This is a genomic window from Herpetosiphon gulosus, assembly GCF_039545135.1.
GTDB lineage: Bacteria > Chloroflexota > Chloroflexia > Chloroflexales > Herpetosiphonaceae > Herpetosiphon > Herpetosiphon gulosus.
This window is the reverse complement of record NZ_BAABRU010000019.1, coordinates 35,160-48,946: the sequence shown is the minus strand read 5'-3', so window position 1 is coordinate 48,946 and position 13,787 is coordinate 35,160. Positions and strand designations below refer to the sequence as shown.

General features: G+C 49.8%; 10 protein-coding genes. 4 read left to right on the top strand and 6 right to left on the bottom strand.

What is annotated here, in order from left to right; translation table 11 throughout:
* The first annotated feature begins 17 nt into the window (after positions 1-17).
* The 3 genes from ABEB26_RS21325 to queG all read left to right on the top strand — a co-directional run bounded on the left by ABEB26_RS21325 (position 18) and on the right by queG (position 3,269).
* The gene (locus tag ABEB26_RS21325) at positions 18-887 is read left to right on the top strand and encodes a metal ABC transporter permease (protein WP_345724099.1); all 870 of its coding nucleotides are present in this window, start codon (positions 18-20) and stop codon (positions 885-887) included.
* A 115-nt stretch (positions 888-1,002) separates the two neighbouring features.
* A complete protein-coding gene (locus ABEB26_RS21320; protein ID WP_345724098.1) occupies positions 1,003-2,130 on the top strand; it encodes a site-specific DNA-methyltransferase in 1,128 nt (375 codons plus the stop codon).
* Positions 2,127-3,269, top strand: a complete 1,143-nt coding sequence (gene queG / locus ABEB26_RS21315; RefSeq protein WP_345724097.1) for a tRNA epoxyqueuosine(34) reductase QueG — start codon at positions 2,127-2,129, stop codon at positions 3,267-3,269. The genes ABEB26_RS21320 and queG overlap by 4 nt, the downstream gene beginning before the upstream one ends.
* Before the next feature lie 60 nt (positions 3,270-3,329).
* On the opposite strand, the gene ABEB26_RS21310 is transcribed toward queG, so the two are convergent.
* Positions 3,330-3,881, bottom strand: coding sequence for a hypothetical protein (locus ABEB26_RS21310; protein ID WP_345724096.1), 552 nt, complete (start codon positions 3,879-3,881; stop codon positions 3,330-3,332).
* Between the two features lie 17 nt (positions 3,882-3,898).
* Positions 3,899-5,779, bottom strand: coding sequence for a S8 family serine peptidase (locus tag ABEB26_RS21305; RefSeq protein ID WP_345724095.1), 1,881 nt, complete (start codon positions 5,777-5,779; stop codon positions 3,899-3,901).
* Between the two features lie 445 nt (positions 5,780-6,224).
* On the opposite strand from ABEB26_RS21305, the gene ABEB26_RS21300 reads away from it, so the two are divergent.
* Positions 6,225-7,682, top strand: coding sequence for a glycosyltransferase family 87 protein (locus ABEB26_RS21300; protein ID WP_345724093.1), 1,458 nt, complete (start codon positions 6,225-6,227; stop codon positions 7,680-7,682).
* A gap of 631 nt (positions 7,683-8,313) precedes the next feature.
* Here ABEB26_RS21300 and ABEB26_RS21295 read toward each other — a convergent pair.
* The 4 genes from ABEB26_RS21295 to ABEB26_RS21280 form a co-directional block, all read right to left on the bottom strand.
* The gene (locus ABEB26_RS21295) at positions 8,314-9,420 is read right to left on the bottom strand and encodes a serine/threonine-protein kinase (RefSeq protein WP_345724092.1); all 1,107 of its coding nucleotides are present in this window, start codon (positions 9,418-9,420) and stop codon (positions 8,314-8,316) included.
* A 95-nt stretch (positions 9,421-9,515) separates the two neighbouring features.
* Positions 9,516-11,747: a protein kinase domain-containing protein gene (locus ABEB26_RS21290; protein ID WP_345724091.1), complete on the bottom strand. Its 2,232-nt coding sequence runs from the start codon at positions 11,745-11,747 to the stop codon at positions 9,516-9,518.
* 145 nt (positions 11,748-11,892) lie between these two features.
* A complete protein-coding gene (locus ABEB26_RS21285; protein ID WP_345724090.1) occupies positions 11,893-12,849 on the bottom strand; it encodes a Calx-beta domain-containing protein in 957 nt (318 codons plus the stop codon).
* Positions 12,850-12,935: 86 nt separating this feature from the next.
* Positions 12,936-13,787 (bottom strand): Calx-beta domain-containing protein, encoded by an 852-nt coding sequence (locus ABEB26_RS21280; protein WP_345724089.1) that lies wholly within the window; start codon positions 13,785-13,787, stop codon positions 12,936-12,938.

The following is a 13,787-nucleotide window of genomic DNA, read 5'->3' as shown; positions in this document are numbered from 1 at the left end:
TAAAAGGTTCCCAATCCATGAAATGTACCGATTTTTGGAACTGTCTCGTGGTTCCCTTACAATTTGCGCCGACTCAACGCGCCCTGCTTGCCGCCATCCTGATTGGAATTCTGTGTTCGGTGGTCGGCGCATTTGTGGTACTCCAAGATTTATCGTTTATTGGTGATGCCTTGGCTCATGCCTCATTTCCTGGGGTGGTAATTGCCTCGATGCTCGGCTGGAACATTGCGCTGGGCGGGGCGATTTTTGGGGTGGCTACCGCTTTAGGTGTTGGTTGGATTACTCGTCGCTCCAAAGTCAGCCTTGATACCGCCATCGGAGTATTGTTTGCTGGCATGTTTGCCTTGGGCATTTTCCTGCTCTCGCGTGATCGTGGCTACAACAAAGAGCTATTTGGCTTGCTGCTTGGCGATATTCTGGCGGTGCGCCAGAGCGATCTCTGGACGATTGTTGGAGTTGGCGGATTAATCCTGGTGGTGATTGCCGCGCTCTACAAAGAATTAGTGCTAATGACCTTTGATCAAACGGCTGCGGCGGCCCAAGGCTTGCCAGTAGGATTTTTGCACTATTTGCTGCTCAGCATTATGGCGATCACGGTGGTGGTGGCGATTCAAAGCATTGGGATTGTGCTGGTGGTGGCGATGTTGGTTACGCCTGCGGCAACTGCTTCGTTGGTGGTGCGACGCTTTTGGTCGATGATCGTTTGGGGTTCGGTGCAAGGCCTAATTGCGGCAACGATTGGGATTTACGTTTCGGCCTATATCGACGGCGTACCAACTGGCTCATCGATTGTTTTGGCTCATACAGCGATCTTTTTGCTGGTATTAGTGCTTGCGCCGCGCAAAAATGCTTTAGCTGGCTTGTTTCAACGCAAAGTTGCCGACTAACTAGGTACAATCGTTGTTCACACCTGAATTAGGCCCATGCTAACGATTTAGCATATTCCACATGCATTGATTCTTTGGTAGGATACAATCTTACTATCACGCATGGGGACTGCTTATGGCCGATTTAGCCTTGAACCACGATCAAATCCTTTTAGGTGATTGTCGTGATGTTCTTCCATTACTGCCACCAGCCAGCGTTGACCTCATTTTCGCTGACCCGCCCTATAACTTGCAATTGCGTGGCGATTTATTGCGACCCAACATGACCCATGTTGATGCAGTTGATGATGATTGGGATTCGTTTCGGGATTTTGCTGCCTACGATGCGTTTACTCGCACTTGGTTGCAAGCATGTCAGCGCGTCTTAAAAGATAATGGCACAATGTGGGTAATTGGTAGTTATCACAATATCTATCGGGTTGGTACAATTTTGCAAGACCTTGGTTTTTGGATTTTAAACGATATTGTTTGGATTAAGCGTAATCCAATGCCAAATTTTCGTGGTGTACGCTTAACTAATGCTCATGAGACATTAATTTGGTGTGCTAAATTGCCGGGCCAGAAATATACCTTTAATTATCATGCGCTGCGCCATTTGAACGACGATAAACAAATGCGCAGCGATTGGGAATTTCCGCTGTGTACTGGCAACGAGCGCCTGCGAATCAACGGCAACAAAGTACATAGCACCCAAAAACCTGAAGCCTTGCTTTATCGAGTGCTGTTGGCAAGCTCGAATGTCGGCGATGTGGTGCTTGATCCATTTTTTGGTACTGGCACAACTGGCGCGGTGGCCAAACGTTTGGCGCGTCACTACATTGGGATCGAGCGTGATCCCAGCTATGTTGAGGCTGCGCGAGGCCGGATTGCCGCGATTGAGCCGCCTAGCAGTACCGATGCTTTACAAGCCTTACCGAGCAACAAACGGCGGATTCCACGGATTCCGTTTGGTAATTTGTTGGAACATGGCTTGTTGCATGCGGGCCAGCAATTGTGGTTCAACCGTGATCCAAACTTGGTTGCCACGCTGTTGGCCGATGCTTCGCTGCGCATGGCCGATGGTACGCGCGGCTCAATTCACAAGCTTGGCACAATTTTGACCGGCCAACCGAGTTGTAATGGCTGGGAACATTGGTTTTTTCAGGCGAGTGATGGTACTTTAGCCTCAATTGATTTGTTGCGCCAAGAGGTGCGGCGTTTACGCGAACAAACTCCTAGCGCCGATGATTTAAGTGAGTTATGACGAACAATCTTGCTGCGGCAGTTCGAGCACAGGCGGCTCAATTAGGCTTTAATCTGGTCGGCATTACGCCTGCTACGCCATCGCCCACCTTAGATGCCTACCAAGCATGGGTTGAGGCCGGAATGTATGGCGAGATGGGCTATTTGGCACGGCCTGATCGCCAAGCGCGTCGTCAAGATTTGAATGTGATCGTGCCGAATGTGCGTTCGTTGATTATCGTGGCGCTGGATTATCGCACTCAGCCGATCCCCGCTAGTTTGCTGAACGATCCCAGCCGTGGGCGAATTGCAGCCTATGCCTGGGGTATCGATTACCATGATCTAATGACTCCACGCTTGCAAGAACTGGCGAATTGGCTACAAGCCCAAATTGCCGAGCCAGTTCAACAGCGGGTCTATGTCGATACTGGAGCGATTTTAGAGCGTTCGCATGCCCAGCAGGCTGGCTTAGGCTTTATCGGCAAAAACACCATGCTGATTAGCCCACAGCGTGGCTCGTTTTTCTTCTTGGGCGAAATTCTGACGACCTACGAATTTGAGGCTTATGATCAGCCTGCCCCGGCGACGATGTGTGGCTCGTGTAGCCGCTGTTTGCAAGCCTGCCCAACTCAAGCCTTCCCCAAACCGCATGTGCTCGATGCTCGGCGCTGCATCTCCTACCTGACGATTGAATACAAAGGCTCAATTCCGCGTGAGCTGCGCCCGCAAATGGCCAATTGGATTGTCGGCTGTGATGTCTGTCAGGATGTGTGCCCGTGGCAGCGTTTTGGTGTGCAAAGCCAAGAAAGCGCCTTCTTTCCAATTGATCATGATCGAGCGGCTCCGCCCTTGGTCAGCTTGTTGACCTTGGATGCGGCCAGTTTTGGCGAGCGCTATGGCGAGGCCGCGATTAGTCGGCTCAAGCGTGATCGCTTGGTGCGCAACGCCTGTGTGGCGGCGGGCAACTGGCGCGACCCCAAGATTTTGCCCTTGCTAGCGCCCTTGTTGGACGATGCCAGCAGCCTTGTGCGTGAGCATGCCGCGTGGGCGGTTGGCCGTAATTTCGATGATTCAGCCACGAGTTTATTACAACAAGCCCTGCAAACTGAGACCGAGCCAAGCGTGCACAATGAATTGCTGCAAAGTTTGCAAGAGCGCTAGAACTTTTGCTCCACCTTAACCAGCTATGATTAAGGTGGAGCAAAAGCTGAGATTAAGCCCCTACTCAATGATTGGCTTTAACTCATAGACCTGTCGAATCCACTCGGTTTGGTGTTGATCAACAACCCGAATCGTCATTAAGCTATCAGTTGGCGGTAGCAGCGCCCGATCAATCGCAATACTACTAATTGACATGACTGTTGCCCCCCCAGTAAGGTATTGACCTGGTTCAGGGGTATGATACTCAACCTTGATTGTGAGGGTTTGTTGGTCGCGCTGGACTTCATTGATCGTGACCCAATGCCCACGTTTAATATACCGTAAAGTAAAAACCGTAAGGATAAGCGTTGTTTTTGTATCAATAGCTTGGATTGCTTGCCGATCAACAAAGGGATCTTGCTGCTTCGGAAGTTCTTCAAGTAAGATTGTTTGCTGGCCAGCAGTTTGGGTCATGCGGAGATTTAAGACTGCTTCAGCGTAGGGATAATCATCAAATCCTGCATGCTTATCATCGAGATCTGCAAGCCGCGTAAATGGCAAGGTTTGGGCTGGCTGTTGGCTGCTACATCCCGCTAACAAAATGAATAGTAGTAGCGTGAATATCGTTCGCATGATCCATTGCTCCATTATTAATTAGCTTGGGCGATGGGGATAAAAAGGTTGTTGTCAATTTCGAGTAACAAGCTTTGATTATAAACAAGGGCGGCAAGCCCGATCCGATGCTCGGTTTCTGGGCTTGCCGCATTGACCACGTTAATCGAATAACTGCCACTGACGGGTGCAATGAAATCGACCATCTCAACGCTACTATTGACGCGATTTGAACTTGTTACCAGTTGGTTACTTGGACTTAGGATCGATAAATTTAAATTCGTTTCCATGCCAAAATGATAGTATGCCGTCGCGCGGGCAGGCCAAGCGACTACCACCCGCACCCGTTCGCCTGCGGCGGCCCAGATTTTACCGCCAATCGATGCGCCGACTGGAAATTGCTCATCAGTGAGTTCGATTACCCCCCAACATGAAAAGGTGCAACTTGTCCAATTGCTCAAACTACGGCTGCTGGCAATATCGCGAGCTAAAGTTCCCACAATCGCCCCAGCCCCATCACGCAAGTCGCCTGCATTGGGCGTAATTGAGAGAGGGCCAACAATATTATGGACTGATGAAGCCATAATGATCGCCTTCATGGCCTCGGGCCAGCTAACTAAGGTAGGATCAACATTCAAAAGTAGCCCAACTAATCCAACTACTTGTGGAGCAGCGACACTTGTGCCTACCCACGATTTGATCTCAGTATTATTCGCCCCATACCCATACATTTCTAAGAGGCCTACCGCTGTTACCTCAGGTTTTTCCCAGGCTCCTGCTTGATTCGATGGATTCTGCCATGCGGAAACAAAATGGTCTGTCATATCAGTGGAATAAACATCAAGCATTTCATCACCAGACCATTTGATGGTGTTCATATCCTCAAAGCCGCCAACTGATAAGGCATTCCATGCTTTGGCAGGTGTGGCGACGAATCCTCCTTCATTTCCTGATGCAACCACAGCTAATCGATGACGGCTGCGGATAAAGTAATCAACAACCCGATCTGGGCCGCCTAATTGGGAAGATCCTTCCAAGGCAAGGCTGATATTGGTAACATCTGCGCCTTGTATATCGGCCCAATGCAAGGCCTCCTCTAATTGCCCATCACCACTAATACAGCTAGATATAATCTTGGCAGATGAAGCAACCCCAAGGAGCACACCACTGCTGGCCATCACATTGGCAACGGCTGTCGCATGCGGGTCAAAAGGATAATTCGTACATGAGGCTTGGCTGGCAACCACATCAACATATAAGGGGCGGACTTTGCCTGGTTCGATCACTGCTAGTTTCTGCCCTCCTCCATAGTTCTCATCTTGCCAGAATGCTGGAATGTATTCCGTTTGCAGGGCGCTATGAATCAGTGGCGATTGGATCGCATTACTTTCCAACGGCTCGGGCTGTGGATCAAATGAGCGCGAGGGATAGATACGATCGATGCTTGGTTCCCATTGCAATGCCTGGAGATCGGCTTTACGCAACGCAGAGTACAAGGTTGGGGCAACCTGCCCTTGGGTAAATTGATAGGGTTGACTGGTCAGACTATTGAGGGTGGTGATGACCGATTGTTTATTGGCGGTTTCATCACTGAGCCAAAGCATCACAGGCATATAATCGTTGGCTTGCTTCAACGCCAGTTCAGCAACCAGTTCTTGATCAAAATTACCATAACTGGCCCAATAGGCAGCACGTTCTTGTTCTAAGAAGGTTGTGTACGAAATGGGCTGCTGATTGCTATCAAACCAATCAGTGCGGACATTCAATTGGGCATCAAGCGAATGAAGAAAGCTATAGGTTTGCCCACTATATTCGCCAACAATACTATAAAGTTGATCCAGATCTTCTGGCAAGATCGCATCGGTACTGACCGGAATGGCCGTCATCCCCTGAATTGGCTCTAGAATTGGTTCAGCCATTGGGGTTGGATAGGGGTTGAATTGGACTGGACTGGACTGGACTGGACTGGACTGGACTGGACTGGACTGGATGCCCGACTTGGTTGTTGAGGCAATAAGGCAAACAAGCCTAATCCCAACAAAGATACGAATAGTAGTTTTGGTCGAAAACGGTGTTCCACAATGTGACTCCTCTAGCAGAGCGCTTCGAGCGCGACTCCTTGCCGAATGATTCGTTGACGAGAACGAGATACTTTGAGTATAGCAAGCAGCTAGAGCAGTATAGAGCAGAAATGCAGCAAGCATGTAGCAGGTTAGTTGCAACAAGCCCTGCAAACTGAAACTGAGCCAAGCGTGCGCAACGAATTGCTACAAAGTTTGCAAGAACGCACAAGTTGCTAGACGTTACGTAGCGGATCTGCTATCATCCATGGGCTTTTGTTAGCTTGTGGAAGAATTGAAAACGATGGAAAAACAGCAGACTGAAGGGCAAAAACAGGCTTGGTGGCGGCTTGGTTTGGGCGGATTCTTGTTGGTGATTATGCTTGGCTTGATGTGGCCAGCCTTTGAACGGGGCTTGGCGCGGCGGCCTGTGCTGAACTTGCAAACCCCTGACGATGGGCTTGAAGGCACATTATTACACGAAGCCCAACTGATTCGGCGCGATCGCTCGTTGTATCGCCCGATTGTGGCCGAAGAATTTATTTCGGCTCCCTATACCCCTTTGCACCCGATGCTGCTTTCGTTTATGCCATTTAATTCTGAGCGGCCTTTTACGGCAGGCCGTTGGATTTCGCTGCTCTCAATGTTGGCAATTGGCCTGATTATCAGCCTGTTTGTGGCCAGCCATACCCGCATTTGGCTGCTGGGTTTAGCGGTTGGCGCGTGTTGGCTGGCCTTTCCGCCAGCTCAATTATGGGCCTTGCGACTCAAGCCGGATCTATTTGCCTTGAGTTTTACGGCGTTGGGTTTGCTCTTGGCTAGCTGGCGTGAAGGGCGTTGGTTTGGTTGGGCGGCAGTTTGTTTTGGCTTGGCATTTTTAGCCAAACAAACCTTGGCCATGGCTCCGCTTGCGGTTGGCCTCAATTTGCTGCTGCACGATTGGCGCAAAGGCCTGAAATTTGGCACGATTGCCGTTTTAGCGGCAGGCTTGCCGTATCTCGCGTTGGATCTTGTGACCACTGGCTGGGCCACACGCCACATTTGGGGCTTGCATCGCTCGGAGTGGTGGAGCTTTGATCTGATGTGGAAATATGTACGATTGCTTGGCTGGTCGTTGCCTTTGGTTGGCTTGGCACTCCTGGGCTTGCACTGGCGACATTATGCCATGCGCCAAGCAGCCTTGTATGCCACGCTGGCTCCAATTTCGTTGTATGGAGCAGGCGAAGTTGGGGCACACCATAATCATCTTTTAGAAACAATGCTAGCGTGGTGTTTGGCTGGTGGTTTGGCGGCTGGTTTGCTGATTAATCTTGGTTTGACTAAGCAAGGTTGGGGGCGGGCAGCGACGGCGGTGGCGATCAGTGGCTTGTTGCTACAAGGCTGGTGTTTACGGCAAACCCCAAGTTGGTATGGGGGCGAGTTTGGTATTCTCGATTTGGCGCGATTTGTGCCCTATATTCAATCTAAGCCTGGCGATGTGTTGCTTGATAACCCTGGTTTGGCAGTTGCGGCGGGCAAACCCTTGATTTTCGATGATCCATCGACGATGGGGCCAGCGATTGAGAGTGGTGTTTGGCCAGCGCATGGCTTATACGAGAGCATTCGGCAACGCCGTTGGAGCTTGATTATGCTGCCATTTAATGTGCAAACTGATCGGCGCGATGCGACGGGGCGCTGGACTGAAGAGAGCATTCGACTGATTGACGAGCATTATCAACTAGAATTTGCCGATATCGTGTTTACCTACGTCCCAAAGCCCTAAAGTGCAATTGCCACCATCCCCTCCGAGACGGTGGCAATCCTTTTTTACAAACAAAACACTCTAACCAAAAGACCCGCGGATACGGTTCGACAGCTTCAAAGCTAAACAAACTCCTAATTGTTATGGCTAAGCGAAGCGGCTGCCTGCCGAGGAGACCCCTCGCAGGGGCTGGGCTTGCTAGTGTTCCTTGCGGCTGACCTTAAAATTACGGTTATTGTCACATCACGCAAGAACTATAACAATGCTTCACATTGATAACCGAGCAGCAGATGGGTGTTCGTCGGTGATCAGTCACCACCAGCCCGAGCCACGTGCATGTCTTTGTGCGTTTCCTCATAACAATAATTAATGAATTTGTTAGTTTCGACGCACCACCGACTATTTCCAGCGGCCATTCCGTTGGTTGATAGCGGTGACCAATGTGGGGTTTGGTTTGATTTGTTTAGGTGCTGTTCCCGCTGAACCGTATCCATACGGGTTACACTGTTAATATACTGGGCTGGCTGGTTAACTACAAGCGCTTCATCGCTGTTTTACGATGAAGCGCTAAAATGGGCAATTTTTGGCTTGAAAGGGCTTGGGTTAAGGCAATTGTGTCAAAAATTAATTAAGAAAAAATACCTAGGGTCAATTATTTAAAAATGAAAAAAATACCTAGGACTAAAAAGAAGGTCACAACTGCGATCAACACAAACTGGAGCGTTGTTGTAAATTTTGCCCGCGACGAGCTGGCGAGATCATTGCTGGCTTGAATGCCAAGCGTTGATGAGGCTGCCGCATTTGGTCGATTAACCTCGATCGGTTTAGCCTTGGGCTTGCGTTGTTGGGGCTTGGTAAACTGATCGGCCAACAGGTCTTCGGATGGCTCAGGCAGTGGGATGGTAAATTGACTTGGGGTGCGTCGTTGCAGCGCATGTTGCAATTGGCTGACAAATTCGCCGACTGATGTTTGACGTTGGCTCGGATGCTTGGCCAAGGCTTGTTCGATAACTTGGGCAATCGCTGGAGAAATATTGGGCACAACGTTTTGCAGCGGTGGAATTTGCTCTTGCAAGATTTTTTGCACCAACTGCGGTGAAGCCGTATCCGTGCCAAAAGGCCGTGAGTTGGTCAACGTTTCATAGAGCACTAAGGCCAATGAGTAGAGGTCAGAGCGCGGCGAGGCTGGCACTTCTTGCATAATTTCTGGGGCCATGTAGGCGATTGTGCCTGTTACATTGCCCGTTTTGGTCAGCCGAATATATTGGGCCGTGCTGGCGATGCCAAAATCGGCCAAAACAGCTTGACCATTGTTGCGAAACAAGATATTGCTGGGCTTGATATCGCGGTGAATAATCCCTTTGCTATGGGCATATTCCAAGGCATAGCCAATATCGATGCCCATCTTGATCACATCTTCGACGGCGAGCGAGCTAGCGATCATGCGCTCCAACAACGAACCATTTTCGATATATTCGAGCGCAATAAAATAGACCTCCTCGTCTAATTGGGGGTGGGGTACAGCCCCGGTCTCATACGATTGGACAATATGCGGGTGATGTAAAATCCGCACGGCATCGGCCTCGTTGAGGAAGCGGGTTAATAATTCACCGACGTGGATCAGCATCGACGGCAAGACTTTGAACGCGGTTGTGCCAAACTGTGGATGTTCAGCCTTGTAGACAACCGCCATGCCGCCTTGGCCGATCTGCTCAGCTAGATGATACTCCCCAAGTTGAAGATTACTTAAGTTTTGCATAGAGGGCCACCTAATGCTAAACATAGCTTGTGATCATAGACAGAGCGCACTGGCAGGTGCGCTCTGTTGTTTGGGCTAATCGACTTCCGCCACGCCTATGGCCCTGTAACGGGGGTTGGTGGTAGTGGCGGCGAGGTTGGTGGGCGTGGTGTATTGGTTGGTGGTGGTTTTGGACAACCGTTCCGTGATGGATCGCCTGGTTCGGTTGGACAATTATCGACGTTATCAGGAATCGTATCGCCATCGGAATCAGGGATTGCGGTTGGCTGTGGAACATCGGTTGGTGCGGGACAACCGCCATTTGGCCCAGCTACATTCGGACAAGGATCACTGTCATCGGCAACTCCATCACCATCACTATCAATCGGTGCTGGTGTGTTAGTTGGCGGTACAGTCGTTGCTTGTGGTGCAGTTGGGGCAACATTGGTTGCCCGTGGCCGTGGGGTTGGTGATTGTGGACGGGTAGTTGCGACAACTGCATTCGACGTAGCGGTGGCGACAGGCGTATCGGTTGGCTCAGGCGTGGGGCTATTTTCTGGAGTTGGGGCCAAGGTGCTGGTCGCGACTCCTGGATCAACCACCACAACTGGCTGAGTACCAATGGGCGTTCCTTCACTTGCACTTCCGCTTGTGGCGGTTGCCCCGCCATCGGTTGTCACTATGGCGCTTGATGTTCCGTTATTATCGGTGGTATTGCCAGCATTGCTGCTAGAGAGCATATACACACCAATCAGTACCAAGCCTAAAATCCCACCACCGATCCCAGCAATTAAGGCCTTCTTTTTATTGTTATTAGGCCGATTAACTGCAAAGGTGCCTGAGCCGCCGTCAAAGCCGAGATTAGGCTGTGAGTTAGGGCCAAGGTTTTGATTGACAGCGGTGCCAGGTCGGGCAACCTCGATGGGCCGAGCATTGACGGTGCGATTGGGACGTGAACTTGGCCCACGGAGCGGGTTTTGGCCAGTTAAGGGCTGGTTGACCCCTGACATTGGCTGATTGACCCCTGACATTGGCGCATACATTTGCGTGCTCTCGCCAGTGAGTGCCATATTGGTTCCACTTGGTGCACCAACCGACTCAGGGGTATAGATCTGCGTACCATCATTGGGTAATGCCGCATTAACTTGAGACCCACCAGCCATGGGTAAAGGCTGATTGGCTCCGCTCAATGGTTGATTAACCCCGCTGAGCGGCTGATTGATATGGCTATTTGGGCCGCTAACTGCTGGAGGCGTATAGATTTGGCTGCCTTCAACAGGCAAAGCCATGTTTGCGCCGCTGGCTGGGCCTGCCAAGCCTTGGTTGGGCTGTGAAACAGGCACATTGACAGCGCTAACAGCACCAACCACGGGATTGAAAACCTGAGTACGGGTCGAATCGCCTTCAGAACTGCGCTCAGTTCGACTCCCCCCGGGCCTTGCAATTGGAATCATGGGCTTGCCATGGGCATTCAACTGCACATCGGGTTTAGTTGCTGATCGTCCAAATTTAGCCTGTTTGAGTGCTTCAACAAAATCAGACATATTCTCGAAACGGCGTTCCGGATCTTTGGCCGTGGCGCGTTCGATAATTTGGGCGGTAAGCGGTGGGACATGGGGGGCTAGTTCGCGTAATGGCGGCAAGGGGGTACTGATAATTTTACTTAATGCAACAGCGATATTCGCATGCATGTTGGCATAGGGGTTTTTGCCCGCCAAAGCTTCATAGAGAATCAAGCCTAAGGCATAAATATCGGAGCGAGCATCAGCAATTTGGCCTTCAGCAATTTCGGGTGCTGTATAAGCGACTGTGCCTGCAAAACCGCCAGTTTTGGTCATGCGAGCCTCATTGCTGACGCGAGCAATCCCGAAGTCGGCCAAGACTGCATGCCCATCGTGGCGATAAAGAATATTGCTGGGCTTGATATCGCGGTGGATAAACTGCTTGCGGTGCGCATAATCTAAGGCCGAACCAATATGCAAGCCCATTTCAATTGTTGGATTGAGTTGCTGACGGGGCTGGGTATGCAAGCGTTCGCTGAGTGTGCCACCGCCAATAAATTCCATAGCAATATAATGGATTCGTTGGCGGGTATTATTTGGGTCAGGAATATCACTGGCTTCGTAGAGTTGCACAATATGCGGGTGGTGCAACTCACGGATCGCCCGTGCCTCGAGCATGAATCGTCGGAGCGTGTCGGTATCGTGGGCGAAATAGGGCGGTAACACTTTAAAGGCTACCGAGCCATAATCGGGGTGCTGCGCGTGATAGACGAGCGCCATCCCGCCGCGACCTATTTCATCCTGCAAGGTATACTCGCCCAACTGGGTATGTTCAAACGACTCCATAGCAGCATCCTACAACGAAAACAGCGGAAGACCGCTCTCTTCAGTACCAAAGATTAATATTTTTCGACAACTTCGTTGCTGCCCCATTATCACACTATTCGGCAGCCTTGACAAGCACTAGCACCTTAATTAGCCATTAGCCCATTTATGGGTTAAGCGGGCTGCTAATTGAGGTGTAAATATTGTAACTGGGCTTGGCACTTGAGGCGCTTGATGACCCCCACAAAACCCGTAAAAAGTAGGTTGTCCCTTGTTTTAAGCTAACCGCAATTGTATCTGGCTCTTGGCCTGGTTGCAGCGAGTTTGTGATCGTCTGATAATTGCCATTGACCAATTCATAGAGGAAGATATCCATATTGTGGGCAGCTGGATTGGTCGTATTGGTCATAGTAATGTTAAACAGATATTCATAGACCGGCGACCCATCAACATAGATCCGGTAGTAATCTGAATCGCCTTGAACTTCATTCAGGAAGTTACTCGAACAAACACTCCCATTATTGAGTGCTCCACCTAAGAAGCCTGCCGTTAGCGGATTATCGTTTTGATCTTCGGCGGTATCGCAACGAGCGCTAACGCCCCGTACCTGAGGCATCGCATAAAGCCGCTCATAAATATCAACGGTTGCGTTGGCACTTCCTTGAAGGGTGAAACCAGTCAGACCATACAGTTGAACCACAAAGGTTTCTTTGCTTTCAACTAAGGCACTATTGATCAATGGAATTTGGATATAGGTATAGCCTTGATTCGCAGGGACGCTGACCGTGATATCACGAGCTGTAAAATCGGTGCCAGCTCCAGCACTGCCCTCAATTGTTCGATAGCTAAATGAATTGAGGGTCGTATTGCCCAGGAATTTAACTTGCAACCACACCGAAAGACGTTTTTCGGAGGCGATAATTGAGGTGCTGCCCCACTGAATTGTGCCTACCTGAGGCACATTTGGTTGGGCCTGCTCTGGTTGGGTGACTGGTGGTGGCGGCGGTGGTGGCGTTACTTCGATTGTTTGGGCATTGGCTTGAGGGTTAATTTGGAACAAGAGACTTAGGAAACAACAAACAGCTAGACAACGAACAATATGTTTAGCAGAATAGTGACGCATATACGAATTCCTGTCCTACACACTGAAAATTAAGATGACCTATCTAAACTCTAGTCGAGCAACTCTCATATGAGGCATGCGGTTGCTTAAGGAACGTTAGCTTTTAGCCGATAGTAGGGGTCTTTGTTACCAGTTTTGCTCACAAAGTAGACCCGAATCAAATAGCGTGCGCCAGCGCTGATGCTTGCCGATATTCCTTCAGCTTGTTGACCAGCATTTGTCGATTGTTGCATAAAGGTGTAGTCGTTACCGCCATTATGCACATAGAGATACAGATTATAATCATGCTGATCAGGGGTTGTATTGAGCAGATCAATATCTACCCGACCGTTTTTTGGCGCAATAAAGTAATAATAATCGGAAGCTTGGGCTGGTGCATTAATGAAATGGTTATCACACCAACCGCCATTGGGGTTGATCATTCCAGCAGTTACGGGTAGATCGTTGGCTGTGCCACTTGAGTTTAAACATGATTGCAGATTGCCAACCATGCCCCCAAATTGACGACTACGCGAAATCGTTACTTCCGCTTTTGCCTCGCCTACAACATCAATCCCACTCGTGCGAGAATTGAGTTGTACAAGAAATGTTTCATGGTTTTCGTAATAGTTATTGTAATAAATTTCTATTCTGATTAACCTAACCCGAGTTTGCCCACTGATATTGAAATTATTACCCATTGAGCCAGCGTAATCTGATCCAGCAGCGGCTGTAACACCTTGGGTATTATATCTAAGGTCAATATCAACATTAGCAGATGGGTCAGCTCCATTAACCACAACCGCTAACCAAACACTGACACCTTCAGTGGTTGAAACCTTAGTAGTTTGCCACGAGACCGTAATTGCTTGAGGGGCTTCAGGGCTAGCAAAACTACTTGTGATGAGCATATGTTGAATGAACAAGAACATAAGAATAAAACGAGACCACCGCAGCAT

Excerpts from the sequence above, each read along its gene's own strand:
- ABEB26_RS21290 (WP_345724091.1), bottom strand. The coding sequence starts at position 11,747 with ATGGAGTCGTTTGAACATACCCAGTTGGGCGAGTATACCTTGCAGGAT.
- ABEB26_RS21285 (WP_345724090.1), bottom strand. The coding sequence starts at position 12,849 with ATGCGTCACTATTCTGCTAAACATATTGTTCGTTGTCTAGCTGTTTGT.
- ABEB26_RS21305 (WP_345724095.1), bottom strand. The coding sequence starts at position 5,779 with ATGGCTGAACCAATTCTAGAGCCAATTCAGGGGATGACGGCCATTCCG.
- ABEB26_RS21325 (WP_345724099.1), top strand. The coding sequence starts at position 18 with ATGAAATGTACCGATTTTTGGAACTGTCTCGTGGTTCCCTTACAATTT.
- ABEB26_RS21320 (WP_345724098.1), top strand. The coding sequence starts at position 1,003 with ATGGCCGATTTAGCCTTGAACCACGATCAAATCCTTTTAGGTGATTGT.
- ABEB26_RS21300 (WP_345724093.1), top strand. The coding sequence starts at position 6,225 with ATGGAAAAACAGCAGACTGAAGGGCAAAAACAGGCTTGGTGGCGGCTT.
- queG (WP_345724097.1), top strand. The coding sequence starts at position 2,127 with ATGACGAACAATCTTGCTGCGGCAGTTCGAGCACAGGCGGCTCAATTA.
- ABEB26_RS21310 (WP_345724096.1), bottom strand. The coding sequence starts at position 3,881 with ATGCGAACGATATTCACGCTACTACTATTCATTTTGTTAGCGGGATGT.
- ABEB26_RS21295 (WP_345724092.1), bottom strand. The coding sequence starts at position 9,420 with ATGCAAAACTTAAGTAATCTTCAACTTGGGGAGTATCATCTAGCTGAG.
- ABEB26_RS21280 (WP_345724089.1), bottom strand. The coding sequence starts at position 13,787 with ATGCTGCGGTGGTCTCGTTTTATTCTTATGTTCTTGTTCATTCAACAT.